Source organism: Salinibacterium hongtaonis (assembly GCF_003065485.1).
Lineage (GTDB): Bacteria > Actinomycetota > Actinomycetes > Actinomycetales > Microbacteriaceae > Homoserinimonas > Homoserinimonas hongtaonis.
This window is the reverse complement of sequence record NZ_CP026951.1, coordinates 1,073,112-1,095,628: the sequence shown is the minus strand read 5'-3', so window position 1 is coordinate 1,095,628 and position 22,517 is coordinate 1,073,112. Positions and strand designations below refer to the sequence as shown.

At 65.5% G+C, this 22,517-nt stretch carries 25 protein-coding genes; 7 read left to right on the top strand and 18 right to left on the bottom strand.

The window, feature by feature from the left end:
- Nucleotide 1 precedes the first annotated feature (1 nt).
- The 8 genes from C2138_RS05350 to C2138_RS05310 all read right to left on the bottom strand — a co-directional run bounded on the left by C2138_RS05350 (nt 2) and on the right by C2138_RS05310 (nt 7,594).
- Nucleotides 2-1,192, bottom strand: coding sequence for an aminotransferase class III-fold pyridoxal phosphate-dependent enzyme (locus tag C2138_RS05350; RefSeq protein ID WP_108516113.1), 1,191 nt, complete (start codon nt 1,190-1,192; stop codon nt 2-4).
- Nucleotides 1,189-2,727 carry an aldehyde dehydrogenase family protein gene (locus C2138_RS05345; protein ID WP_108516111.1) on the bottom strand — a complete coding sequence of 513 codons (1,539 nt, stop codon included), beginning with the start codon at nt 2,725-2,727 and terminating at the stop codon, nt 1,189-1,191. The genes C2138_RS05350 and C2138_RS05345 overlap by 4 nt, the downstream gene beginning before the upstream one ends.
- A gap of 56 nt (nt 2,728-2,783) precedes the next feature.
- Nucleotides 2,784-3,941, bottom strand: coding sequence for an NAD(P)/FAD-dependent oxidoreductase (locus tag C2138_RS05340; protein ID WP_108516109.1), 1,158 nt, complete (start codon nt 3,939-3,941; stop codon nt 2,784-2,786).
- Nucleotides 3,942-4,214: 273 nt separating this feature from the next.
- Nucleotides 4,215-4,922 (bottom strand): cache domain-containing protein, encoded by a 708-nt coding sequence (locus C2138_RS05335; RefSeq protein ID WP_108516107.1) that lies wholly within the window; start codon nt 4,920-4,922, stop codon nt 4,215-4,217.
- The gene (locus C2138_RS05330) at nt 4,919-5,734 is read right to left on the bottom strand and encodes a FadR/GntR family transcriptional regulator (protein ID WP_108516105.1); all 816 of its coding nucleotides are present in this window, start codon (nt 5,732-5,734) and stop codon (nt 4,919-4,921) included. The genes C2138_RS05335 and C2138_RS05330 overlap by 4 nt, the downstream gene beginning before the upstream one ends.
- A 216-nt stretch (nt 5,735-5,950) precedes the next feature.
- On the bottom strand, nt 5,951-6,076 hold the full coding sequence (locus C2138_RS05320; protein WP_332893519.1) for a hypothetical protein: 126 nt from the start codon (nt 6,074-6,076) through the stop codon (nt 5,951-5,953).
- Between the two features lie 142 nt (nt 6,077-6,218).
- Nucleotides 6,219-7,013 carry an SDR family oxidoreductase gene (locus C2138_RS05315; RefSeq protein ID WP_108516104.1) on the bottom strand — a complete coding sequence of 265 codons (795 nt, stop codon included), beginning with the start codon at nt 7,011-7,013 and terminating at the stop codon, nt 6,219-6,221.
- Between the two features lie 38 nt (nt 7,014-7,051).
- Nucleotides 7,052-7,594 carry a MarR family winged helix-turn-helix transcriptional regulator gene (locus C2138_RS05310; protein ID WP_108516102.1) on the bottom strand — a complete coding sequence of 181 codons (543 nt, stop codon included), beginning with the start codon at nt 7,592-7,594 and terminating at the stop codon, nt 7,052-7,054.
- Nucleotides 7,595-7,718: 124 nt separating this feature from the next.
- Here C2138_RS05310 and C2138_RS05305 point away from each other — a divergent pair, with 124 nt between their 5' ends.
- Nucleotides 7,719-8,627, top strand: coding sequence for an alpha/beta fold hydrolase (locus tag C2138_RS05305; RefSeq protein WP_108516101.1), 909 nt, complete (start codon nt 7,719-7,721; stop codon nt 8,625-8,627).
- Here the strand turns inward: C2138_RS05305 and C2138_RS05300 are convergent.
- Genes C2138_RS05300 through C2138_RS05290 form a run of 3 tightly spaced genes read right to left on the bottom strand, consistent with a single transcriptional unit; the run spans nt 8,614 to nt 11,170 of the window.
- Complete coding sequence (locus tag C2138_RS05300) at nt 8,614-9,375, bottom strand: glycosyltransferase family 2 protein (protein WP_108518840.1); 762 nt, start codon at nt 9,373-9,375, stop codon at nt 8,614-8,616. The genes C2138_RS05305 and C2138_RS05300 overlap by 14 nt on opposite strands.
- Nucleotides 9,376-9,391: 16 nt before the next feature.
- Entirely contained in the window at nt 9,392-10,531 is a 1,140-nt protein-coding gene (locus C2138_RS05295; protein WP_108516099.1) for an epoxide hydrolase family protein, read from the bottom strand.
- Nucleotides 10,532-10,564: 33 nt separating this feature from the next.
- Nucleotides 10,565-11,170 (bottom strand): TetR/AcrR family transcriptional regulator, encoded by a 606-nt coding sequence (locus C2138_RS05290; RefSeq protein WP_108516097.1) that lies wholly within the window; start codon nt 11,168-11,170, stop codon nt 10,565-10,567.
- A gap of 90 nt (nt 11,171-11,260) precedes the next feature.
- Here C2138_RS05290 and C2138_RS05285 point away from each other — a divergent pair, with 90 nt between their 5' ends.
- Complete coding sequence (locus C2138_RS05285; protein WP_108516095.1) at nt 11,261-12,046, top strand: CPBP family intramembrane glutamic endopeptidase; 786 nt, start codon at nt 11,261-11,263, stop codon at nt 12,044-12,046.
- The gene (locus C2138_RS05280) at nt 12,043-12,915 is read left to right on the top strand and encodes a DNA/RNA non-specific endonuclease (protein ID WP_108516094.1); all 873 of its coding nucleotides are present in this window, start codon (nt 12,043-12,045) and stop codon (nt 12,913-12,915) included. The genes C2138_RS05285 and C2138_RS05280 overlap by 4 nt, the downstream gene beginning before the upstream one ends.
- A 27-nt stretch (nt 12,916-12,942) precedes the next feature.
- Here the strand turns inward: C2138_RS05280 and C2138_RS05275 are convergent, their stop codons facing one another.
- Both C2138_RS05275 and C2138_RS05270 read right to left on the bottom strand, forming a co-directional pair.
- Nucleotides 12,943-13,572 (bottom strand): hypothetical protein, encoded by a 630-nt coding sequence (locus tag C2138_RS05275; protein WP_108516092.1) that lies wholly within the window; start codon nt 13,570-13,572, stop codon nt 12,943-12,945.
- Between the two features lie 17 nt (nt 13,573-13,589).
- Nucleotides 13,590-14,207, bottom strand: a complete 618-nt coding sequence (locus C2138_RS05270; RefSeq protein ID WP_108518838.1) for a small multidrug efflux protein — start codon at nt 14,205-14,207, stop codon at nt 13,590-13,592.
- A 205-nt stretch (nt 14,208-14,412) separates the two neighbouring features.
- On the opposite strand from C2138_RS05270, the gene C2138_RS05265 reads away from it, so the two are divergent.
- The gene (locus tag C2138_RS05265; RefSeq protein WP_241961189.1) at nt 14,413-17,148 is read left to right on the top strand and encodes an ATP-binding protein; all 2,736 of its coding nucleotides are present in this window, start codon (nt 14,413-14,415) and stop codon (nt 17,146-17,148) included.
- 4 nt (nt 17,149-17,152) lie between these two features.
- On the opposite strand, the gene C2138_RS05260 is transcribed toward C2138_RS05265, so the two are convergent.
- The 3 genes from C2138_RS05260 to C2138_RS05250 form a co-directional block, all read right to left on the bottom strand.
- Entirely contained in the window at nt 17,153-17,902 is a 750-nt protein-coding gene (locus C2138_RS05260) for a PspA/IM30 family protein (protein WP_108516089.1), read from the bottom strand.
- Nucleotides 17,899-18,519: a hypothetical protein gene (locus tag C2138_RS05255; RefSeq protein ID WP_108516087.1), complete on the bottom strand. Its 621-nt coding sequence runs from the start codon at nt 18,517-18,519 to the stop codon at nt 17,899-17,901. Before C2138_RS05255 ends, C2138_RS05260 begins: the two co-directional genes overlap by 4 nt.
- Nucleotides 18,520-18,717: 198 nt before the next feature.
- Nucleotides 18,718-19,014 (bottom strand): DUF2277 domain-containing protein, encoded by a 297-nt coding sequence (locus C2138_RS05250; RefSeq protein ID WP_108516085.1) that lies wholly within the window; start codon nt 19,012-19,014, stop codon nt 18,718-18,720.
- A gap of 155 nt (nt 19,015-19,169) precedes the next feature.
- Here C2138_RS05250 and C2138_RS05245 point away from each other — a divergent pair, with 155 nt between their 5' ends.
- The 3 genes from C2138_RS05245 to C2138_RS13720 all read left to right on the top strand — a co-directional run bounded on the left by C2138_RS05245 (nt 19,170) and on the right by C2138_RS13720 (nt 20,608).
- Nucleotides 19,170-19,394 carry a DUF5652 family protein gene (locus C2138_RS05245; protein WP_108516084.1) on the top strand — a complete coding sequence of 75 codons (225 nt, stop codon included), beginning with the start codon at nt 19,170-19,172 and terminating at the stop codon, nt 19,392-19,394.
- Between the two features lie 170 nt (nt 19,395-19,564).
- The gene (locus C2138_RS13725) at nt 19,565-19,912 is read left to right on the top strand and encodes an excalibur calcium-binding domain-containing protein (protein ID WP_241961188.1); all 348 of its coding nucleotides are present in this window, start codon (nt 19,565-19,567) and stop codon (nt 19,910-19,912) included.
- A gap of 18 nt (nt 19,913-19,930) precedes the next feature.
- On the top strand, nt 19,931-20,608 hold the full coding sequence (locus tag C2138_RS13720) for an alpha/beta fold hydrolase (RefSeq protein ID WP_241961187.1): 678 nt from the start codon (nt 19,931-19,933) through the stop codon (nt 20,606-20,608).
- A 6-nt stretch (nt 20,609-20,614) separates the two neighbouring features.
- Here the strand turns inward: C2138_RS13720 and C2138_RS05235 are convergent, their stop codons facing one another.
- A complete protein-coding gene (locus tag C2138_RS05235; protein ID WP_108516082.1) occupies nt 20,615-21,655 on the bottom strand; it encodes a HoxN/HupN/NixA family nickel/cobalt transporter in 1,041 nt (346 codons plus the stop codon).
- On the bottom strand, nt 21,652-22,509 hold the full coding sequence (locus C2138_RS05230) for an urease accessory protein UreD (RefSeq protein ID WP_108516081.1): 858 nt from the start codon (nt 22,507-22,509) through the stop codon (nt 21,652-21,654). The genes C2138_RS05235 and C2138_RS05230 overlap by 4 nt, the downstream gene beginning before the upstream one ends.
- Between the last annotated feature and the right edge of the window lie 8 nt (nt 22,510-22,517).

Sequence of the window (22,517 nt, the reverse complement as noted above, 5' to 3'; positions counted from 1 at the left end):
GTCAGTTCCTTCCTCGCAGCGCGTGCACGGCGTCAACGCAGGCGCGTTCGATTGCCTCGAGATCGTCGGCCGACATCGCCGTCGACAGGGCAAGCAGTCCATTGGTGCCGAGCATTACTCCGCGCTCGTACGCAGCCCACCAGAGCTCGCCGAGGTCGAGTGGCTCGCGCAGTCTCGTCAGAGACCCGCTTCCGCTCACGGCGACACCCGCCTCAGTGAGGGCGTTTCGCAGGGCATCCCCGCGGTCATTCAGGTCGGCAACCGCCTGGTCGTCAAACAACTCCATTGCGATTCGGCCGGCCGTCATCGTGATGGGGTTGGCGCTGAACGTGCCTCCCCAGCCTACGGTGCCGGTGCCCAGGGGATCGAAGACGGCGAGCACGTCGGCGCGGCCGCCGACACCGCCGACAGCGAATCCCCCACCGATGATCTTGCCCACGGTGATGAGGTCGGGTTCGACACCATAGGCACCCGAGAGGCCGTTCGTTGCCATGCGCAGCGTGATGACCTCGTCGACGATCATGAGTGCGTCGACGCGTCGGGTGGACTCGCGAACGTGGTCAACAAACGCGGCATCGGCGGGTACGAGACCCGCGCGGTTGGGCATCAGGTCGATGAGCACGGCGGCTAGCTCATTGCCGTGCTCTGCCATCGCCCGATCGAATGCCTCGCGGTCACCCTGGGGTACCTCGATCACGTCAGCGCGCACACCGCCGGGGATTCCCGGCGCCGTGCGGCTGACGACGGCATCGGATGTTCCGTGATAGCTGCCCTCGAAGCGAATGAGCTTGTCGCGGCCCGTGAATGCTCTCGCCGCCCGAACGGCCGTCATGACGGCCTCGGTGCCCGAGTTAGAGAAGCGCCACGTTGAGTGTCCGGTCCGCTTGGCGAGAAGCTCGGCTAGGCCGATTTCGCTTTCGGTTGGCAGACCAAACGCGGTGCCTCTGCCGATCAGACCGGTAACGGCTTCAGTGATCTGCGGTACTGCATGGCCGTGGATGAGCGCCGTGTAGTTGTTGTTGCAGTCGATCACCCTGTGACCGAGCTGGTCAGTGACAATGCTGCCGGCACCCTGAACCGCGTAGGGCGGCGCGGGCGGCACGAAGAGCGTTGAGCGGGTGTTGCCCCGCGTCATCACTCGGGTGGCGCGGGAGGGAAGCGGGTGTTCGAGGTAGGCCTCGCGCGCGATCATCCGTTGCTCACAATGGTTCGGTTCTGCTCGCGCATGAAGCCGGGGAGGTAGTGGAGGCCGAGTCCACCCTTGCCTGACGTGCCCGAGCGCTTCCAGCCGCAGAACGACTGCACGCCGGGCCATGCACCCGTCGTCGCGCCGTCGGCACGGTTGGAGTAGAGAACTCCCGCCTCGATCTCGTCGTAGAACTGCTCGATCTCCTCATCGACCTGCGAGAAGACTCCGGCCGAGAGGCCATAGTCGACGGCATTCGCTTCGGCGAGAGCCTCGTCCATGCCGTTGACCTTGATGACGGTGAGGAACGGGCCAAAGAGCTCGTCCTTGGTGAGCGCGTGGCCGAGGGGCAGGTCGCTCACCACGATGGGTGCGAAGAAGTTGCCGTCACGGTCGAGGCGACCGCCCGTCACGATCGTGCCGTGCTCTGCCGCCGTCGCAAGCGCAGCATCGAGGCGGGCTCCAATGGCGTCGTCAATGACGGGTCCGAGGTTCGTTGCACGATCCATCGGGTCGCCCACGACGAGCTGCTCTGCGCGCTCCTTGATCTTGGCGATCAGTTCATCGGCCACCGACTCGTCCACGATCACCCTGCGGCAGGCGCTGCACTTCTGGCCTGAGAGACCGAATGCCGAACGCACGATGCCGGCCGCGGCGTCATCGAGGTTGGCGCTCGCCGCCACGATGGCCGGGTTCTGGCCGCCCATTTCTGCGAGAACCGGGCGCTGAAACCCACGGGGTCCCGCCATCTCGAAGAGCTGCCACCCCACCTGGGCCGAGCCCGTGAACGCGATGCCGTCGACATCGCCCTCGGCGAGCATCCGGCCGACCTCTGCTCCGCCATGAATCACGTTGATGACGCCGGCGGGCAGGTGGCGGGCGAAGATGTCGCCGATCGCGGCGGTCGAGCGCGGGGTCTTATCGCTCGGCTTGAGTACGACAGTGTTGCCGGTGACGAGGGCTCCGACCATCATTCCCACCGTGAGGGCTACGGGAAAGTTGAAGGGAGCGATCACGGCAAAGGCGCCGTAGGGCACGAGGATGTCGAGGTTCTGCTCGCGCTCAGTGGACTTCTGCTGGGCCGCGTAACCGTTGTTCTTCTCGAAGAGCTCGCAGTAGTGCGAGATCATGTCGAGCACCTCTTGCGCTTCGCCATACGCCTCTAGGCGGGTCTTGCCTGTCTCCGCCGACAGGATCGCGGCAACGCGGGTCAGTTCGAACTCAACATCGGTGCGCGCCGCGAGCAGCATAGCGTTGCGTTCGCGAAAATCGCGCTTGCGCCATGCCTTGGCCTGACCGCGGGCGGCAGTGATCGCTGCCGTTACCTGCTCAGGCGTCGCCGCATACGCTGCGCCGACACGAGTGCTGCCCTCGACGGGGTCGATGCGCTCGATCACCGTTTCAGAGACGTGCTGCTCTCCGCCAATCAGGTTCGATTCGATGGGCGATTCTTCTGACCGGATGCTGACGAGCGCGGCCTCATAGGCCAGGTCGAGGGCTTCATCGCCCAGGCTCGTTGACGCGTAGTTGACGGATGCCATGGTGGTGCTCCTTCTGAATAGCGGGGGTCTATCGAGATGCGGGTCGGGTGTGACGACTAGTGCTTGTTGGCGAAGCGGCCGAGGCTCCAGTCGGTTCCTGCGAAGGTTGTCGTCTCGCCGGTGGCCGCGAGTTCTGCTGCGATGCGCCCCATCGCGGGGGCGAGCTGGATGCCTGACCCGCCGGCACCCATGACGTGCACGATGTTCGTGGCGTCGGGGTGGAGGCTCACGATCGGCTTGTTGTCGGGCGAGATTGCGTATAGCCCGGTCCAGGTGCGGCCGAGCGACATTCCCTGGGGCTCGCGCAGGCGCATCGGCAGCAGCTCGCGAACACGGTCGATGAACTCCTGCGGCGCTGCGCCCAGGGCTGCCTCGGGGTCGCGCTCCTCCTGGATGCTCTCGTCCGTGTGGATGCCGACGAAGATCTCGTTGGGCGTCTCTGAGCGAAAGTAGATGCCGTCGAGCCCGGAGCCGGGAACGTAGTCCATGACGAACGGGATCAGCGGGTCGATGGCCTCTTCGTGGTGAATCTTGACCTTGGGGCGCAGCTGGTTGTTCTGGGGAACGGGGGTTCCGAACAGGTCGGCTACCTTGCGGGCCCACGGGCCAGCCGCGTTGACGACGACGTCGGCGACGAACGTGCCGTTGTTGGTCTCGATCGACCAGCTTTCGTCGGAACCCTGGGTTGCCGATACGACGGTGATGCCGTTCTGCACAGAAACGCCCTTGGCCGTGAGCACCGCGGCCGCACGCAGCACGTATTCATAGCTGTCGACGTGCCCGTCCGATGGGCCGAATACGGCGCCGGCGCGGTCATCCGTGATGAGGCGCGGCCAGCGCTGCTCGATCTCGCGGGGGGTCATGATGATGGGGTCGGTGATGCCGAACTCACGCTGGATGTCGATGCTCTGCTGAAAGATCTCGAGGTCTGCGTCGGTGGCGCCGTAGCGCAGGTAGCCGGAGCGGGCCAGGAGAATGCCGTAGTCGGCGGCGAAGCGCTCGTAGTACCGCAGGCCGAAATCCCGCACGTGAATGCCAGAGCGGTCGAGGTACTGGGTCTCGATGACGCCGGCTGATTTGCTCGACGAACCAAATCCCGGGCCGAACTGCTCGAGGACCGTGACGTCGGTGAACCCCATCTCCGCAAGCTCTAGTGCGGTGGTCAGTCCGGCAACGCCGGCGCCGATGATGACGATTCTGCGGTCAGTGCTCACGTGGTTCTCTCCCTGCGTGCTTCAACGATCTGGTCGCTCAGGAGTGATGGCATCTGTGCGACCGCTCCGGGCTGGTGCCCGGTGGTGGAACACTACAGTACTATCGCTTTTAGCGAGGCCCGGCCGTTTTCCGCATTGTTTACGTGGCTGAAACATCACAGCGACGCGGCAGCCAGGGCTATATGGTGGCGCCCAAAAGCAGGCATTCAGGGCAGAAAAAAAGGGGCGCAGCACACGTCGTGCGCTACGCCCTCAGGCCGTGCGGTGGGGCTCTTAGAGCCGTGCAAGCCTCAAGAGCTGCCAGCCGTGCGTGTGCAGCGACACCCTCTCGGCGACCCGGTACCCCGACTTAGTGAGGAACGGCTCCACCCGCAGTCCGGGGCTGAGCATTGGGTAATTAGAAGCGACGGCACGGTCCTCGGCGTCGGCCAACACCAGATCGCCGTGCGGCCTGAGGATGCGCGCGAGCTGCCCGGTAATCACCGCAACATCGAGATCTGCCGCCGCGACGCCGATGAACTGCCCCTCATCGTCGACGATCGCCATCGAGGGGGTGAGCGCATGATCATCGGTGCCCCACGCATCGATGAACGGGCCGACAATCGCCAGGCCTTCGCTATCGCGCGCGGCACGGAACCATTCCGACCGCCCGTAGTCGTAATAGGTATCGGATTCGGGGTTATAGACGTGCATCTTGGGGGCAAGCACGCCTCCGTCCGCTCGCCACCACAGCATGCCAGAGGCATCCCCTGCCGTCTCGTCAGCGACCCACACCACGCCGACCCCCACGATCTCGGGATGCTCCGGTGTGATGGCATCGGCGCACACCGGTTCGAGCGCACTCGACATCGCGGCGAGATGCTGGGGGCCAAGGCTGCCCGAGCCACGCAGCGCCACCACACGCTCGGCGAGATCGCTGAGCACCTGGCGCACGAACGCGACCGGTTCGTCGAACTCGTTGACGATGTCATCACCAATCATGGGCGGCCTCCTGTTTCTGCCGTGACAGCACTCATGCTGCCGGTTTCTGGGCCAGCCACACCGCCCTCGCGCTCGCGGAGCGCGTGGTGAAGGTGGGTGATGCCCTCGCCGAGAAAATCATTGAGCCTGTTAGCCGCCGCGTGGGCCTGCTCGGTCTCCCGCGCGGCAACCGCCTCGACGAGCTGCCTCGCGAGCACAGACGTGCCGGCCCGCGCGCCGCGGTCGCGGAACACGAGCATCGCATGAGGCGAGAACTCGATCTGCATCGTTATCGAGGCCTTGCTGATGCGGCTCGAGCGGGAACTCGCGGCGAGTTCGATGAGAAAACGCGAGTTCGCTCGCCGAGCCGAGATCGGGTCCTCTGCATCTCGAAGGCGGCTCGCCGTGGCTTCGAGAGTCTGGATGTCGTGGGCAGAGGCGCGCTCGGTCGCGAGAATCGCGGCCTGGCCGGTGAGAGCCGTCTGCCAGTCAAGAAGGTCACGCAGTTCGATGGGGGTTAGCTGCGCAAGCGAGCTTTCGAAGAACCGCATATTCGATTCGTCGGGGGCGATCACGAAGGTGCCGCCCGACCGGCCACGGGTCGTGCGCACAAGACCCTCTTCTCGCACCACCTTGAGGGCATCGCGCAGGGTCACGGGCGAGATGGACAGCTGCGCCGCGAGGTCGATCTCGCTCGGGAGCTGCTCGCCATTGGCATAGATGCCCAGGGTGATCGCTGAGCGGATGCGGCTCACGACCGTCTCGGTGCGGCCGGGCTCGTCGAGCGGCGCAAAGAGAACTCTGCGCGTGAGGGTGGTCAGCGAGTCAGCCATAGCCCGTTCACTTTAGCGCGCGGCTAGGCCGAGACCGCCGGGCGCTTCGCGCGATGCGGCCGCGGCCGCGGCCGCGGCGAGAACGTTGCCGGTCATGTTGCCCACGACACCCGATCGAGCGTGAGATAACCGACAGCATCCACGACCCCCGTGGAGAACGTGAGCGCAAGCAAAAGGGCCAGGTGCAGTCGTTGAACAACCATGGTCCGGCCGGTGCTACACGGCGAGACCGACGGCCAGAGCAATAACACCCAGCAGCGGGATGACCCCCTGAATAAGCGCCGCCCTGGCCTTGTCGGGGCTCGACAGGATGAGAACCGCAACGATCATGATCGCGCCCATCCGAGGGGAGGATTCTTCACAGTGCGAACACTAGCCCCGGCACCGCGTCTCTGGGCACCGCCCGGCCGACGGGGCTAGCCGGTGCCCAGAGCGAGCCGGTGCCCTGAGCTAGCCGGTGCCCAGAGCTTGTCGCTGCCGTGCGTTAGTCGTTCCACGACCAAACGTCATCGCCGCGGAGCGTGGCATCCGCCCCGCCGTCGACATAGATCGTCTGCCCAGCCATGTGCGTGTTCTCGGGGCTCGTGAGCCAGATGAGCGCGTGGGCGACCGACTCCGGCGGCTGGTGCGAGTTGAGCGGCATCGGCACGTGCTTGTCTACCATCGCCGCGCTCTCTGGGGTTGCCAACAGCTCGGCAGTCATCGGGGTGATCACGGTGCCGGGTGCTACCGCGTTGAGGGGGATGCCTGAGCCAGCCCAGTCGCTCGAAACGGCGGCGCGACGAACCCAGCGAGAGAGCGCCCGCTTCGACGACGGGTAGTTGAGGTATCCCATCTGCGGGCCCTCTGCGGCGAGCGCATCTCCGAGGGCGAGCGCAGCAGCCTCGTCGCCCGAGAGGGCGGCAGCGACGAGTTCTGGTGAGTTCTGCTGCAGTGATGCCATGGAGGAGACCACGGCTGCGCGGGGCGATTCGGATGCCCGCAGCGCCGGCAGCAACTGGGTCAGCAGCTCGGTGACACCAAAATAGTTGATGGCCATGGTCTTGGAAATCGGCGCAGAGATTCCGGCGCAGGCGATCACGGCGTCGACGGCTCCTCCGGCAAGTTCGCTCGCCTGGGTCGCTGCTGTCGTGCGGCCTTCAGGGGTTGAGAGATCTGCGACGACCTCGGCATCCTTCAGATCGATGCCGATGACCTTGTCCCCGCGGGAGCGCAGGATGCTCGCGGTTGCTGCGCCGATGCCCGACGCCGATCCGGTGACTACGTATGTGCGCGACATGGTGTGCGCCTTTCTTGTTGTTGGTTCGGTTCTTCTTGTTAGTTCGGTTCTGGTTCGGTGGATGAGGCGCGCGCGGCGACGGGTTCGTCCGGAGGGGTCGGCGTAGCTCGCATGAGCCCGTCGACGAACCGCCCGAGCAGGTCGGCAAGCGCGGATGACTCCTCCGCCGTCCACCCTTGGGTCGCGTGGGCTATGAGCCCATCGCCGGCGGAACGCAGTCGCGTGAGCGTGTGTTCTCCCGACTCCGTCAGCCTCACCACGGCGGCGCGGCCGTCTGATGGGTCAACGGTCTTCTCCACAAGGCCGTCCGCCGCGAGCCGGGCGATGAGCTTGGATGCGGTGGGCCGCGTCAGGTGAAGCTGGTGGGCGAGCTCGCTCGGTCGTGCGGCACCGCCCCTCATCCCGAGCACGTAGATTGCCCGCACTTCGCTCGCGTCGAGGGCCACGCCCACTCCCTGGGCAATGCGGGACTGCACGTCGCTCGACGACCAGCGGGACATGAGCCCGGTTAGCGCGGCGAGCACGCCGCTCTCGACGGTTTCTGCACTCCCCGAACGCGGCGGGGTGGCGACATCATCCATACGTTAAGTCTACGCCGATAATTGCCTGGGGCAACTAAACGTCATCGGAGATCAGCACGGCTAGCCCAGGAAGGCGCAGCAAATACCGGGTTGCCGTGCTTCGTACCTGGGTTAGCATTCGCCCATGAGCGCGCTCCCCGAGGATGATGCAACCAAGCCCGCCGTCACGGCGAGGCAGCTCGACGAGGCGCTCGCCGCAACCGACTGGGCGCTGCTTCCCGTCGGAGTCGAAAAAGATAGTGTCGCGGCGCCGAGCGGCCTGCTCAGCAGAATCTCCCTCGGCCCCATCGGCGGCGATCGCGTCGTGCTGGTTCCCGGCATGACCGGTTCCAAAGAAGACTTCATTCTCATGCTTCCCCTGCTTGCCGCCGCCGGATATCGGGTCGAGGCCTACGACATGGCCGGGCAATACGAGTCATCGGCAGCGGGTCCCGAGAACCTCGCCCCTCCCCAGCTTCGGTACACCTACAAGCTGTTCGAAGACGACCTCGTTGCCGTGCTAGAGGATGGGGCGACACCCGCTCATGTGCTGGGCTACTCGTTCGCCGGCACGATCGCCGGCACCGTCGCCTCGCTGCGCCCCGAGCTATTCGCCAGCCTCACGCTGATGTCGGCTCCCCCACTGTCGGGGCAGGCACTTCGAGGCTTCAAACGCATCGGCACCCTGAGCTACGCCGTGCCCGGCAGGAGGCTGGGCCGCCCCTTCATCACGGCGCTCCGGCTCAATGTGCACCGCGCCCCGGCCGACCGCGCCCAGTTTGTTCGCGCTCGATTCGAGCTCACGCGCCCCTCGAGTGTTGGAGACATCCTGGCCCTCATGAAGCGCACCCCAGACTTCGCCGAGAGGCTGCGTGCCACGAACCTGCCGGTCCTGGTGGTCACGGGAACCGGCGACGTGTGGCAGGCCACATCACACCTCGCCTTCGCCGAGCGGTTGGGCGCTAACCTCCTCGTGCTGCCAACGGGGCACAGCCCGTGCGAGACGGCACCACACCAGCTCGCAGAGGCCATGCTCGAGTTCATGCAGTCCTGAACCGCTCGTCGGCCCGACGCCGACGAGCTTCGGCCCTCAGCCGCCGGCGATCGAGCCAGCTCACCTCGGAAAGGTAGATGACCATGCTGCGGCAGGCCCAATCGGCCTTCCGTAAGAACCCACCCAGGGTGTCGAACGGTCGAGCGGAAATGTACGCAGTGAGTCGGTCATCCAGCTCAACCGCCATCGCGGGGTCGAGGGCGAAGCTGATGTCCATGTCATCGTGCACCCGGGGGTTGTCGCGATGAATCCGGGTTCGAACGTCGAGCCAGGTCTCCCTGCGGATCGCCATATTCGATCCAAAAAGAGGCACTTGGCCGAGGAACAGCGACATGAGCCAGTAGTAGCCGCCGATATAGATGTTCTTGCCGATGAACTGCCAGACCGGCCCGCAGTCATAAAAGTCCCCGGGGCCGGTGAGTCCAAAAAGGGTGGGGTCAGCGGTGAATCGCTCCTCAACCCTGGCCACCCAATCGGGAGCGGGACGGGAATCCGCGTCGAGCCGACCCAGGATGTCACCCTTGGCCGCATCGAACCCTGCTGCGGTTGCGCGCAACACTCCCCTGCGCGGCTCCGTCACGACCGTCGCCCCCGCCGCCCGCCCCACCTCGGCCGTGTCATCCGTCGAGCCGTTGTCAACCACGATCACCTCGTCGGGCGCTCGGGTCTGCTGCGCTAGCGCAGCCAGGCAGCGCTCAAGCATGCGGGCATCGTTCAGCGAGGGAATCACAACGCTGATGAACACCATTCGCACCATCCCCGATCTAGACGACTGCGTGAAAAAACGCCTTCATACTGGCGGCCACGAGCCGGGGCGACTGCTTGGCAGTGAAGTGGCCTCCCGTCGGCATCTGACTCCAGAACCGAATGTCGGAGTAGGTTCGCTCCGCGTAACTGCGAGGGAAACCGCGCTCGCCGTGCTGCACCGAAACCCCGACCGGCACATGGATCATGGGCATCGGCGTCTCGAACTGGTCGTCGTAATACGCCCGGAAGCTCGTGCCGATCGACCCGGTGAACCAGTAGAGGCTGATCGTCGTGAGCATCTCGTCACGGCTCCAATAGTCGTCAATATCGGCGGTTCCGCTCCACTCGCGAAACTTCTCGACGAGCCACGCGGCGAGCCCCGCGGGAGAGTCGGTCAGACCCACCGCGAGAGTGTCCGGGCGGGTCGACTGCTGTTCACTATAGGCGCTTGCCCTCGCCCATTTGGCGTCGAGCCACCCGATAAAGGTCTCCTCTTCTTGCGTGAGATTGTGGCGTCGCTCCTCGGGCGGGAACGCCGCATGAGTGGCGAAAAGCCCCAGCACCGAATCGGGGTAATTCGCGGCGAGCCGGTCGCTCACCCAGGTGCCAACATCCTCGCCGTATGTGGCATATCGCTCATATCCGAGCACCGCCGTCATCAGCGCGTTCCATCGCGCGGCGACCGCGTCGCTCACGAACGGCTCATTCATGGGCTCCGATAAACCGAACCCGGGCAGCGACGGCACAACAACCTCGAACCCGTCCTCCGCCAGCATCCGCGCCAAGGGCAGCATCTCGATGAAGGAATATGGCCACCCGTGGCTCAGGATGATCGGAATCGCGTCGTTTCGGGCGGCGGGTTCCGCCCCGATGAGGTGCGCGAAGTGCACGCGGTCTCCGCCGATTCCCACCGTGAACTGCGGCACCCGATTAAGGGCGATTTCGGCGCGACGCCAGTCGAAGCCGTCGCGCCAGTAGCCCACGAGGTCGTGCAGGTAGGGAATGTCGACACCGGCACCCCAGGGTTCCGACGGCGTCTGAGCTGGCAGCCTCGTTGCCTCAAGCCGCGAGCGCAGGTCGGCGAGGGCAGCATCAGAAACCGCAATCGAAAAAGGCTCTGGGGCCGAGGCGGAGTGCACATCTGCGAGCAGAGTCATGGGCAGAGACTAAGACCGAATGCCGACGCAGCATCAGGGGTCGGGGTTGAAAGAGACTTCGGATGCCTGCGGGATGTCGGGGACGAGGGCGAGCATCGTGGCTTCCACGATCTGCCGCGCTGCATGCTCGTCAATGGGGTCGTACAGCAGCTGAGAGGCGAAGCCTGCGGCGAAGGCGAGCACGCCGCGCATCAGATGCTCCCCGTCGACGTTGGGGCTCAGCTCCCCCTCGGCCTGCGCACGGCGCGCGAGCATCTGCAGCCTATGCCTCAGCTGCGCATCCCCTGCCCTCAGCGACTCGGCGACCGCGGGGTCGAACGGCGCGAGGTCCGAGAAGGCGATCGAGACGAGGCACGCACTTCTCCGAAACTCGTCGAGAGGCAATGTGCCCATCACGAGGTTGACCAGCCACGCTCGAAGTGTCGGTCGACCCGGCTCGCCCTCGATCTGATGCGCAACGGTCGCCTGCGCATACTGCAGCGTTGCCCCCAGCAGCTCGCCCTTGGAGGCGAACGTCTTTTGCACAGCACCCAGAGACCACCCCGACTCCGCCGCGACGGCGCGAAAGGTCACGCCGGTGAGACCGTCGCGCGCGATGAGGCGCAGCGCGGCCCCGGCTAGTTCATCGGATCTGGTCATTTTTGGTGCCCTGTCTCATTCCGATCGAATACATGTGTATTCTATGGAAAATACACTCGTATTCTAGCGAGTCCCAGAGGAAGAAGTCCCATGCACCCTCGTTCAGTCGCTATCCGCCGCCCCTACGCTTTCGTCGCTCTCATGACGCTGGCCCTGATCCTGCTGCTCGGGGTAGCCGGAACGATGCTCTTTGTGCTCGGCGCCCCCGGGCTTTCGCCGGTCCCCCTGGTGTTCGCACCGGTGGCGATTGCCATAACCCTCTGGGCGTGGGCCACCAAACGCTGGCACCTGCTCGGCTTTCGCGCGCCGAGACTGCGGGCCTCTACGGCGCTCACGGCAGGCATCACCCTCGCCGCCGTACTCGCGCTCACCGTTGCCTACACGGGAGGGATGGCCCCTCACTCAGTCGCGGAGTGGCTCGGCATAGTGGGCCTGGTGCTCCTCGTGGCCTTCGTCGAAGAGACGCTCTTTCGATCCATCTTCATTGCAGCTCTTGCCCCCAAGGGAATCCTCCGCGCCGTCATCGTGTCGAGTGTTGCCTTCGCGCTCGCCCACTCCGTGAACGCGCTTTCGGGGCAGGACCTCGAGACGACCGTGAGGCAGATCATCTTCGCGGTGGCATTCGGACTCGCCGCCGGATGCATCTACGTGCGAACCGCAAGCATCTGGCCCACCATCGCGTTCCACGCGCTCTTCAATTTCGTGCAGCTCGCGAGCGTGCATCAAACCCCCGCATGGGTGGACTGGGTTATCACGACCATTCTGATCGCGGGAGCGGCCGTGCTCTGGATCGGCGGCGCGCGCCAAGATCGGATGCCGGCAGCGGGTGAACCCACGCCCCGTTACCAGCACGCGGGCCTACCGTTGCGTCCATGACCGCCCAATCGGCTCAGCAGAGCGCGCAGGATGCGCCAGCGGATTCCGGATACTCCCCCGATTTTCTGCAGGCGCCCGTGCCCCTGCCCCGCGCGGGCAGTGACCGCGACATCATCGAGCTTGACTACACGCATTTCACGGTTCTGCTCGATCGCCCCCGTCGCTTGGCGGCTGCGACGGCCGTCAATATCGATGGAGCCTTCCTCGTCGACGTGGAGCGCGGGGACTACTGGCATCTGGATGAGCGCATCCCCGCCACGGATCAGGCAGGGCCAGAGCTCTACCGCGGCAACGACCTCGACCGGGGTCATCTCGTTCGCCGCCGGGATCCCGTCTGGGGCGAGCCGGATGTGGCCGCGAGAGCGAATTTCGACACCTTCGTTTATACGAACGCCGCACCCCAGGTGGCCGGGTTTAATCAATCACAAGTGCTCTGGTCGGGCCTTGAGGACTATGTGCTCGAACACGCCCGCGTCTGGGATCTTCACCTCACAGTCTTCACCGGCCCCATCTTCACCGCGGCTGATCCGCTCTATCGCGGCATCCAGATCCCGTTGGCCTTCTGGAAGGTCGCAGCGTGGGTCAGCGAGGGCGACACCCTTGCCTCGACCGGATATGTGCTGGATCAGAGCGCGGCGCTCCGCGAGATCGAGCTCACACAAGCGCGCCCTGAGGCCGAAGATCTGCGTCCCGTGCCGCCGCTCGGCGCCTTTGGCACGTTCCAGGTTCCCATCACAGATATTGAGGAACTCACCCGCCTCAACCTCGGCCCACTCGCCCGCGCCGATCGGCTACCCGCCGCACCGCCCAGCGTCGAGGGCCGATCGCGGTGGGTGCCCCTGAGGAGTCACAGCGACATCGTTGTGTAGCAGCGACGAGGGTAGCCTGCTGGTTCGTCAATCACCGTCGTCGAAGATCCCGCCGTCGAGGATGCGGTTGTAGCGCAGCCGGAATGCCCGCTCGGTGCTCGCTGCGAGCGTCGCGACGAGAAGCACGATGTTCACAGACGGGGGCAGCCGTAGCGGATTGGCGAATGTGCCGACAGTGTCGGCGATCAGGGGAATCTGCGTGATCTGCTCAAGGATCTGGGGGGCACCGAGCACGAGGGCCACCGTGAGCACGATCGCCGATGTGATGCCGATAGCTCGGCTTGCCGCAGGGTGGTTGCGCTCAAGGCTGGCCCGACGCCCCTCAGCGGAGGCGGGGTCGGGCACCAGTTGCCGTACCGTCCCGTCATACATCACGTAGTGGCAGCGTTTGAGACCGAACATGCTAGCCGCGACCTCGATAGAGCCGCCGGGAACTGCGAATGCGGCGGGGAGCTTCGACGTGGCGCGGTAGACGCCGTCCCGGTAGAGGCGTGCCCGCATTTCTCCGTCTGAATCACCCCCGCGCCGCACATCGATTGACCACGTTTCTGGCGACTCCCCGAGTCGGCTGAGCGGCAGATGAAAGAGTGATCGTGAGGATGCCTGCCACCAGCGATAAGGCGGCAGCGGCCGGCCGTCGCTGCGTTGTTTAGTCATCGCTATTCACCTGCAGTTCAGACGCCGACGACAAAGGTGAGAGCGGCCCAGATCGCGACGGTCGTCACCGTTGTCCAGAAGATAATCGCCACGGCCTGCCACAGCAGCACCCACCCGCGTGGGGTTCCGCCAGCTACGAGAATGGCGGAGGTGAACTGCGTGGGGATCGCCAGGGGGCCCAGGATGCTCGCGCCCGGCACCCCGAAGCGGATCAGCCACCGCCCAAAGCGCTGGCGCCCCTTCGACTGGGGCTTGGCCGGTTGCGTCTGCTCAATGTCGGTGGCCCACCCGTCGTCGCCCCACGGATCCTCTGTCATTGATTTCGGCGCGGCTGATGCTTGCGCTGATGCGGAGCCCACGCTCGCCGTGACCCGGGCGCTGCTGCGGTTGACCACAGCCGTGCGAGCTCGCGATGTAAGGAGCACCACGAGGAGCACGCAAACGAAGTTTCCGACCGCGGCGGCGATGGCGGCAACGATGGGGTTGAGGCCGCCGGCGATGCCGAGTGTCGCCGCAAGCTCACCCTCGATGAACGGGACGCTGCCGGCAAGCATCACGATGAAAGGCTGAATTACCTCGGGCACCTGGCCCACGAGATCCTGAAAGTTGCTAACGAGTTGCTCAATGGGGTTCATTTGTCGATTCCTTTGCGCTCTGGTGCGCAGGTTTTCCCGCGCTCTTGTGCCATATCGCCAGGCTCGCACCGCGGCTCAGCCCTTCGCGTCGGTGGCAGACCCCTCTGTTACGCCTGTCCGGACGCAGCACAACCGCATCGTGAGCATCGTTCGCATCGGTGACAATTGCGTAGTAGCGTGCAACCGTGCTCTGAAAGGAGCGACAGTGGCGGATCTGTTAGACCGAGGCGTCGAGGTCGGAGCGGTCGAGAGACTCCTTTCGCATGCGCGAGCCGGGCGCAGCTCCACGCTTGTAGTGCGGGGGGAAGCCGGAATCGGCAAGACAGCCCTGCTCGACCTCGGTCGCGACTCGGCACAGTCATCGGGATTTCGAGTGGAGTCTTCGACAGGCGTGGAGGCCGAATCACAGTTCGCCTTCGCAGGCCTGCACCAGCTGTGCGCGCCGTTATTCGACCGGGCGGATGCCCTGCCTGATCCGCAGCGTTCCGCTCTGGATGTTGCGTTCGGGCGGCGCGGCGGAGCGACGCCAGACCGGTTCCTGGTCGGCTTGGCCGCACTCAACCTCCTCGCCGAAGTCTCCGAAGAGCGCCCGCTGCTGTGTTTTGTCGACGACGCGCAGTGGCTCGACGAGGCTTCCGCACAGGTTCTCGCATTCGTGGCACGGCGGTTATCCGCTGAGCGAATCGCCCTGCTATTCGCCGTGCGCGATTCGAGGGAGGGGCACACCGATCCTTTTGCGGGGTTGCCCGAGCTAAGGCTTGATGGGCTCAGCTCGACGGCTGCACAGGTGCTACTCGACGGCGCAGTGCGCACTCCGCTGGATGCCGGGGTGTGCGAGCGGATTATCGCCGAAGCGCGTGGCAACCCCCTCGCGCTGATGGAGTTGCCCCTCAGCCTGCCCACGACGCAACTGGCTGGCGGCTTCGAGCTGCCGGGCGTTGCGAGCATCCCTCGCCGGATCGAAGAGAGCTTTCAGCGCCGGTCGAGCGGTCTGCCCCGTGCGACTCAACTGCTTGTGTTGCTCGCCGCGGCCGAACCGACCGGCGACACAGCCCTTTTGCGCCGCGCCGCTGAGTACCTGAAGATCGCCCCCGAAGCTGCCGAACCAGCCGAAGCTGCCGGGCTGCTCGAGATCGGCACGCGCGTGCGGTTCCGCCATCCGCTCGTGCGCTCCGCGGTGTACCAGGCATCCGCGCCGACTGACCGCCGACGGGTGCATGCAGCGCTCGCCGCAGCCACCGATCCTGAGACGAACGCAGATCGCCGCGCATGGCACCGGGCGCAGGCCGTACTCGGTACCGACGAGGAGGCGGCCGCAGAGCTTGAGCACTCTGCCAGTCGAGCGCTCGCCCGCGGAGGTGTAGCCGCCGCCGCCGCGTTTCTGCATCGGGCCGCTGACCTCACCCCCCACCCGGCCGACCGGGCGCGACGAGCACTGCACGCTGCAGAGGCCAAGCACGAGGCTGGGGCGTCCGAGGCTGCTCTGGCGTTGCTCGCCGTAGCCGACGACGGGCCTCTCGACCCCCTGCAGCGCGCCCGACTCGAATTGCTCCGCGCCCAGATCGCGTTTCACCTGCGGGGCAGCGATGCGCCGAGGATGCTGCTGGACGCGGCCCAGCTACTCGCTTCTCTCGACCCCGCTCTCTCCCGCGAGACCTACCTCCACGCGGTCGATGCTGCGATCATCATGGGCGGGCACGACGTGGTGCGTGTGGCGCAAGCGGCGCTCGCGGCTCCCCCTGCGGAGGTACCGTCGCGGCCCGTCGACCTCATCCTCGATGCACTCACGACAACCCTCGTGAGTGGATACGGGGCCGGAGTGCCCTGGCTACGGCGAGCACTCGAGGCGTTTTGTGACGGTGAGCTCACCGAGCCCCGCCCCGACAACCAGCGCGACCCCTGGCTGCGGTTGGCGGGCAGGAACGCAATGGCCATCCTCGATGACGATCTGCTCTATGTGCTGGCCAACCGCAACGTCCAACTGGCCCGGGAGTCCGGTGCACTTGCCGCCCTCCCTGATGCGCTGCGGTTCTTGTCGGTGACGTGCACTTTGATGGGCGAGCTCACGCGGGCAGGTGAGCTCGCCACCGAGGCGACTGCAATCTCAGAGGCCACGGGGGGCGTGCAACTGCTGCATGCTCGGGTCATCCTGAGCGCTTGGCGCGGTGACCAGGCGCAGACCGCAGAACTGAGCGGCATCACCGCGCAGAACGTCGACCACCCCGACGATGGGGCGGAGGCTGCCCTTTCTCAGTACGCGCTGGCAGTGCTCCACAACGGGCTTGGCAATTATTCGTCCGCGCAGGAGGCCGCGACACGGGCGCGCGCGTCTCAGGAACTGTCGCTAAGCAGCGCCGCCTTAACCCTGCCGGAATACATCGAGGCCTGCGTGCGAAACGGCCAGATGGAGCACGCGCTCAAAGCCATGCAAGAACTCGCGATGCGGGCCAATGCAAGCGGCACCTCATGGGCACTCGGACTGGCGGCACGGTCTCGTGCATTGATCAGCAGCGGGGCTGCTGCCGACCTTCATTATCGCGAGGCAATCGACCATCTCCGCTTATGTCGGATGGCGACCCAACTGGCCCGGGCCCACCTCGTCTACGGCGAATGGCTCCGCCGCGAGGGCCGACGCCAGGATGCTCGCGAACAATTGCGCACCGCGCACGATCTGCTGTCAGAAATGGGCGCCGAGGCATTCGCCGCACGGGCCGGTCGCGAGCTGAGCGCAACCGGGGAGCACCCCCGCAAACGCGCCAGTCAGCGCAGAGACGAGCTCACATCTCAGGAGCTACATATCGTGCGGTTGGTCGCCGCGGGCGCCACCTCCCGCGAGGTTGGCACGCAACTGTTCCTCAGCCCGCGCACGGTCGAGGCTCACCTGCGCAACATCTTTCGAAAGCTGGGCATCAACTCTCGTCGGCAACTGCGGGAGATCTGACGATCTACGTTGTTGGCGGCGTATGACCGATGCTGAGCCAGCCCTCTGGGGTGAGCCCGCGCTTCGACTTCATCGACGCGAGTTGGCGTTCGATGTCGGCATGCGATGTCAGATCAGCAAGCTGGCGCTCGATGTCGGCGTCAGGTGACGCCGTCAAGTCTTGGAGAGCTCCGCTCGACAGCAGATCGTCGGTGGCCTGAGCCCTGGCCTGCATTTGCAGAACGCGATCCCGAGCCCGATCGAGGCTGGCGCCGATGTCGTTCATGTTGGCACCGATCCCCGAAACAGCCTCGTTCGCCCGCACCTGAGCCTCGGAGGCGCTGTAGGTTGCCTTCATCGTTTCTTTCTCGATTCGGAACGCGGCAATCTGCTCGGCGAGACGGCGCTCTCGTTCCTGCAACTGAGATGTCTGCCTCTCTAGAGATCCGTGCTGCTCCTGCAGTTTCGCCACCTGATGCTCGAGCGCGGCGCGGCGCACGAGGGCGGCACGTGCGACATCCTCCCGCCCGTGCGCCATCGCTTCGCGGGCCTGTTCCCCTAGCCGGAGGTATCGGGCGCCCATCTCCTCACCCTGCAGTTCGATGCGCTTCTTCGCCGTCGCTACCTCAGCGACTGCTTGGCGCACCTGGTGCAACAGCTTCACCTGTTGCTCGTAGCTGTCGTCTAGGGCCTCCCGGGGGTCCTCCATCCGGGTGAGTGCTTTGGATGTCTTGGCCCGAAAAATGGTGCGCATCCGTGCGGTGTTGTCGCTCATGGCTGAACTCCTTTGGACTGGGGGTAAGCGGGGGGCAGATAGTGAGTGCGAGGTTGGTCGGCGCGGTCACGGCTATTGAGGTCCGCCAGCTGAGCGCGCCCTGCGCGCAAGGCGGCCACCTCGATGGCGAGGTCTGCATCGAGAGCCGCGAGAGACTCCCCCGTGGGGTCGCCGAGGCCCGCCGTGACGGATGCGCGCACCTCGCGAATCATGTCGGTGATCTGGTCGACCGCCGGGGCTGCTTCGGACAACGCGCCCGTCAGAACCACGGAATCCCTCTCGCTCTCCAACAACCGCAACTGCGTCTGGAGGGCGGCCGCTTCGTCTTCGATGCGTCGGAACAACCGGGGAAGGTCGCCGCGACGGCCGTTGCTGCGAACAGCAAGATCGATCGCAGCTCGTCCGCTTTCGAGAGACTCAGTGAGCTGCTGTTGAAGGGTAAATAGTCTGCGCCGCGGGCCGCGGCTGAGCTGCGCTCGGCTGGTGAGAACCGCGCTGGTGATCGCACGACTGCGCCGGATGCGGCGATACAGCGCCCGCACGATGAGAACCGTAACGACCACAGATGTGGCGGCAATGGCCGCGAGCGAGATCAGAATCCAGAGCAGGGCGTCCATGACGGGCGCCTCTCAATCCGAGCCGAGTGTGTCGAGTTCATGAGGGTGCACCTCCGTGAGTTTCCGCCGCAGCACCAGTGCCGCAAACGCGATATAACTCAATTTACGCGCGGCGCACGACGTCTCGAAGAAGTCTCGTCAGATGCTCAGCGACGCGGCGATCGTTCCGGCCCTTCTGGTTCTGCACTGGCGTCAGCGTTATCCGGTGGCGGTTCGCGAGCGAACCTCTCGCTCCATGCGCTGTTCATGGCGCTGCCGCCCCTTGATCGCCTCTTCTTCCCGGCTCTTCGGCGGGGCGTTCGTCACCAGCCCATCGAGAAGGTGCCTGGTGGCATGGGCTATCTCATCAACGGCACGATCGAACGCCTCAGCGTTGGCGCGGGAGGGATGGGTCGATCCGCTCACCTTGCGCACGTACTGCAGGGCGGCCTCCCGCACCTCATCGTCGGTTGTTTGTGGCTCAAAGTTATGGAGCACTCTGATGTTGCGGCACATGCGGGCAGGATACTCGCCGAGCCTTGCCTCCGCCCGAAAAAATGACCGCTACCGCACCGTCGCCTCCCGGCGCTCGCGTGACCATGCTGACAGTCGCGACGTCGTGACACAATGGGGTCCTCGAGCCTGGCCGGCAACCAAGAGATCGGATCGACATGAAACCGCATGCGCATGGCAATGAGCTTTCGGTGGGCACACGCTGGCTCCTCGGCGCAGTCGTGACTTGGACCCTCGCCTGGAAGGGCGCCTCACTGTGGCGCGCGGCCAAAGACGACAGCAAGCCATGGTTCGTCACCCTGCTCGTGGCGAACACGCTCGGCATTCTGGATGCCATCTACCTCTTCGGCGTGAGCCCGTCTCGTCGGGCTAAGAACCGCTAGACGGCGCGTATTCGTACCGCTCTCGGCGATCTCCAGCCGCCGACGCCTACCCCTAGGATTACTCATATATCCAAAGGGGGATCCCAATGCATCGTCTTTTTACTGTTGGTCTGGCACTGACTCTCGCTGCGACGCTCGCAGGCTGCTCTACCGTCGATGCGGAGCCGGACATGTCCGCACCCATCGTTAGCGCTGTCGATCAGGATGCCGCGGCTAAAGCCGAAGCCGAGCGCGTGCAGGCCGAAGCCGCGCAGGCCGAAGCCGACCGTGTAGCTGCGGAGCAGGCAGCGGCCGCTCAGGTGGAAGCGGATCGGGTCGCGGCCGAGCAGGCAGCGGCAGCAGCGGCACAAGAAGAAGCGGCTCGAATTGCTCAGGCGCAGGCGGCAGCGCGGGCTTCGGTCGAGTACAAGAACTGCGACGCGGCCCGCGCTGCGGGGGCGGCGCCGATCAGCATGGGACAGCCGGGGTACTCGAGAAAGCTCGACCGTGACGGCGATGGGATCGCCTGCGACGCTTGATCAGTAAACGTTGTGCTGGTGCACGGCGCGTTCGCCGACGGTTCCGGCTGGCGGGGCGTGTGCGACATACTGACGGCCCAAGGCCACCGGGTCACGATCGTGCAGAACCCGCTCACCTCGTTTGAGGATGACGTCGCGGCTACCAGGCGGGTGCTCGACCTGCAGGATGGCCCCACGATCCTCGTCGGCCACTCCTGGGGCGGCACGGTCATCACCGAGGCGGGCCATCACTCTGCCGTCGCCGGCCTGGTGTACGTGTCAGCGCTCGTTCCCGACGATGGCGAAAACACCGCGAAGCAGTATGAGGGCTTCGACCCAACGCCGAACTTCACGATCGATGTCGGCGACGACGGGTTCGGCTTTCTCAACCACGACACGTTCAAGATCGGCTTCGCGGCTGATGCGAGTGACGAGGATGCTGCGTTCCTGCGCGACTCGCAGGTGCCGATCAACATGTCCGCGTTCGCCACCCCGGTGACGCGCGCCGCCTGGCGGGACAAGCCCGCGTGGGCCGTCATCGCCACCGAGGACCAGTCATTCGACCCCGCAATGCTGAAGCACATGGCGACGCGTGCGAACGCGGAGATCACCTACGTCTCCGCAAGCCACGCCGTCTTCATGACGCAGGCCGGAGTGGTGGCGCAGACCATCCAGACCGCAGCGGAGAACGCGCTGGCCCAGGTGCAGGTGGGCTGACTGAACTCAACCAGGTGAAGCCGGCTCGCCCTCAACGAGCGAGCCGGCCGGTGCTTCACCCACGGGCCGCCGCGTGGTGAGCACCGCCACTGCGGCCACCACTATGAACGCGCCGACCACTACGAAGCCGAAGTACGTGGTGTCGATGGGCAAGGCGAGATTCGCCGCAGTCGCCTGGCTCAGGATCTCGGAGAGTCCCACTGCTGCAACAAGCAATGCCGATGCGACAGAGAGTGAGGTCACAACGAGGTTGTAGCGCACGTTGCGGCCAGCGTGCTGGGCAGCCCAACGGTAAAGGCGCGACATAAAAGCGCCGTCGAGAGTGTCAAACAGGCTCATGCCAGCGGTAAAGAGCAGCGGCAGGGCCAGCGCGAGCGCCCACGAAACCTGGAATGAAGCGAGGCCTGTGGTGATGAAGAGCCCGATCGTGGCGGCGGTGTCGAAACCCAGACCGAACAGCAGCCCAAGCGGATACATGCGCCCTGGTCGGTCGACCAGATTTGCGACGGGGCGAAAGAGCCGGAACATCGGCCCGATTGGGCCGCGGGCGGGCGATTCGGCTTCGGCGCTGCCCGCTGCCTTATGGCGCTTGACGAGCCGCACGAGCGAATGCAGGTTCACGATGCCGAACGCGAGCACAAAGAGCACTGAAATGCTGAGGCCCCAGAGGCCAGCTGCGGTTCGAATGGGAGAGGAGTCGTCTTCGATCACCGCGACCAAAAAGTGCACGCCCGCCGCCAGCAGGATGACAGTCCCCACGACCACGGTGGAGTGGCCGAGGGAGAACCAGAAGCCGACAGAATGGGCGCGCACTCCGGGTGCACTGAGTTTGCGCGTCGCGTTGTCGATCGCGGCGATGTGGTCCGCGTCGAACGCGTGCCGCACCCCCAGTGCGTAGGCGGCAACAGCCAGTCCCAAAACGAGCAGGCCATCCTTGCCCATCAGGATGGCGACAACGGGGAGGCCCCATCCGACTAGGTGAAGGCCCGCAATGGTAACGACGATGCCGATCATCGACGTGGCAGGGGCTCGCAGTGCTGGGGTCACAGGTGGGTTCCTATCTGAGAGGAAGAGAGACTACTGGTGGAGGGAGTGCCGGCAGAGAGAGTGCTGGCGGAGCGAGCGGGAGCGACAGGGGCTACGTGAATAGAGCGGGCGTGCGCGCGCCAGCTTTCCCACACCGGTGACAGCAGGGATCGGTGCGCTTCGTGGTGCAGGGAGCGCGTGATGCTGCCCTCGCCCTCAAGCTCAAACACTTCTGTGCATGGGGAATCGCGGGCGACACGCCCGGCCGCGTCTGCCGGAGCCCGGGTCCCTAAGAGCAACACGGAATCGAGCACCCGGTTGTCGCCGAGAACTCCGGGAACCGGGTCGGTACCCGACACCGTGAGATGTTCGACGAAGATCGCCTCGGTGCGTGCCTGGGCAGAGGCCTCGGTGTGTGTCATGGCCTGCACGGTGGTGCGCAGGCCGATCGTGCCACCGCGTTCACCCGTGCGCCCCAGCACGATCGTCTCCCGCAGGCACGCCAACGCCCCGTGACCTCGCAGGTCGATCACGGTGCGCCGGTCGACGTTGGCGCCGTCGGCGACCACGAAGGGCAGGCCGTGCCACAGCAGCAGCGCGTTCTCCTCCACCGTGGCGTCAACGAACCATTCGGAGCCTCGGCCGTCGGCGTTATAGGCGACGGTTCCCCCGATGTCCTCCAGCTCAAGTGTGCAGCCGACGCCGACGGTAATAGACACACGCACGCTGTCTCCGCCCAGCAACAGTGCGCCGCCAGCGACAAGGGCTACCCGAGCAGAGTCGGGGCCAATCTCAATGACGCGCGGCACGAGCGCCCCCGCACGGGTTGTCAGGCGGGCGCGACCGGCGTCTGCTGTGAGGTGGATGTCTGTCATGAGACCAA

Bases quoted from the DNA above. Each gene is read 5' to 3' on its own strand.
- C2138_RS05230 (WP_108516081.1), bottom strand. From the start codon at position 22,509: ATGACAGACATCCACCTCACAGCAGACGCCGGTCGCGCCCGCCTGACA.
- C2138_RS05255 (WP_108516087.1), bottom strand. From the start codon at position 18,519: ATGGACGCCCTGCTCTGGATTCTGATCTCGCTCGCGGCCATTGCCGCC.
- C2138_RS05295 (WP_108516099.1), bottom strand. From the start codon at position 10,531: ATGACTCTGCTCGCAGATGTGCACTCCGCCTCGGCCCCAGAGCCTTTT.
- C2138_RS05250 (WP_108516085.1), bottom strand. From the start codon at position 19,014: ATGTGCCGCAACATCAGAGTGCTCCATAACTTTGAGCCACAAACAACC.
- C2138_RS05330 (WP_108516105.1), bottom strand. From the start codon at position 5,734: ATGGCTGACTCGCTGACCACCCTCACGCGCAGAGTTCTCTTTGCGCCG.
- C2138_RS05345 (WP_108516111.1), bottom strand. From the start codon at position 2,727: ATGGCATCCGTCAACTACGCGTCAACGAGCCTGGGCGATGAAGCCCTC.
- C2138_RS05245 (WP_108516084.1), top strand. From the start codon at position 19,170: ATGAAACCGCATGCGCATGGCAATGAGCTTTCGGTGGGCACACGCTGG.
- C2138_RS05305 (WP_108516101.1), top strand. From the start codon at position 7,719: ATGAGCGCGCTCCCCGAGGATGATGCAACCAAGCCCGCCGTCACGGCG.
- C2138_RS05315 (WP_108516104.1), bottom strand. From the start codon at position 7,013: ATGTCGCGCACATACGTAGTCACCGGATCGGCGTCGGGCATCGGCGCA.
- C2138_RS05275 (WP_108516092.1), bottom strand. From the start codon at position 13,572: ATGACTAAACAACGCAGCGACGGCCGGCCGCTGCCGCCTTATCGCTGG.
- C2138_RS05290 (WP_108516097.1), bottom strand. From the start codon at position 11,170: ATGACCAGATCCGATGAACTAGCCGGGGCCGCGCTGCGCCTCATCGCG.
- C2138_RS05310 (WP_108516102.1), bottom strand. From the start codon at position 7,594: ATGGATGATGTCGCCACCCCGCCGCGTTCGGGGAGTGCAGAAACCGTC.
- C2138_RS05320 (WP_332893519.1), bottom strand. From the start codon at position 6,076: ATGGGCGCGATCATGATCGTTGCGGTTCTCATCCTGTCGAGCCCCGAC.
- C2138_RS05300 (WP_108518840.1), bottom strand. From the start codon at position 9,375: ATGGTGTTCATCAGCGTTGTGATTCCCTCGCTGAACGATGCCCGCATG.
- C2138_RS05335 (WP_108516107.1), bottom strand. From the start codon at position 4,922: ATGATTGGTGATGACATCGTCAACGAGTTCGACGAACCGGTCGCGTTC.
- C2138_RS05270 (WP_108518838.1), bottom strand. From the start codon at position 14,207: ATGAACCCCATTGAGCAACTCGTTAGCAACTTTCAGGATCTCGTGGGC.
- C2138_RS05280 (WP_108516094.1), top strand. From the start codon at position 12,043: ATGACCGCCCAATCGGCTCAGCAGAGCGCGCAGGATGCGCCAGCGGAT.
- C2138_RS13725 (WP_241961188.1), top strand. From the start codon at position 19,565: ATGTCCGCACCCATCGTTAGCGCTGTCGATCAGGATGCCGCGGCTAAA.
- C2138_RS05350 (WP_108516113.1), bottom strand. From the start codon at position 1,192: ATGATCGCGCGCGAGGCCTACCTCGAACACCCGCTTCCCTCCCGCGCC.
- C2138_RS05260 (WP_108516089.1), bottom strand. From the start codon at position 17,902: ATGAGCGACAACACCGCACGGATGCGCACCATTTTTCGGGCCAAGACA.
- C2138_RS05285 (WP_108516095.1), top strand. From the start codon at position 11,261: ATGCACCCTCGTTCAGTCGCTATCCGCCGCCCCTACGCTTTCGTCGCT.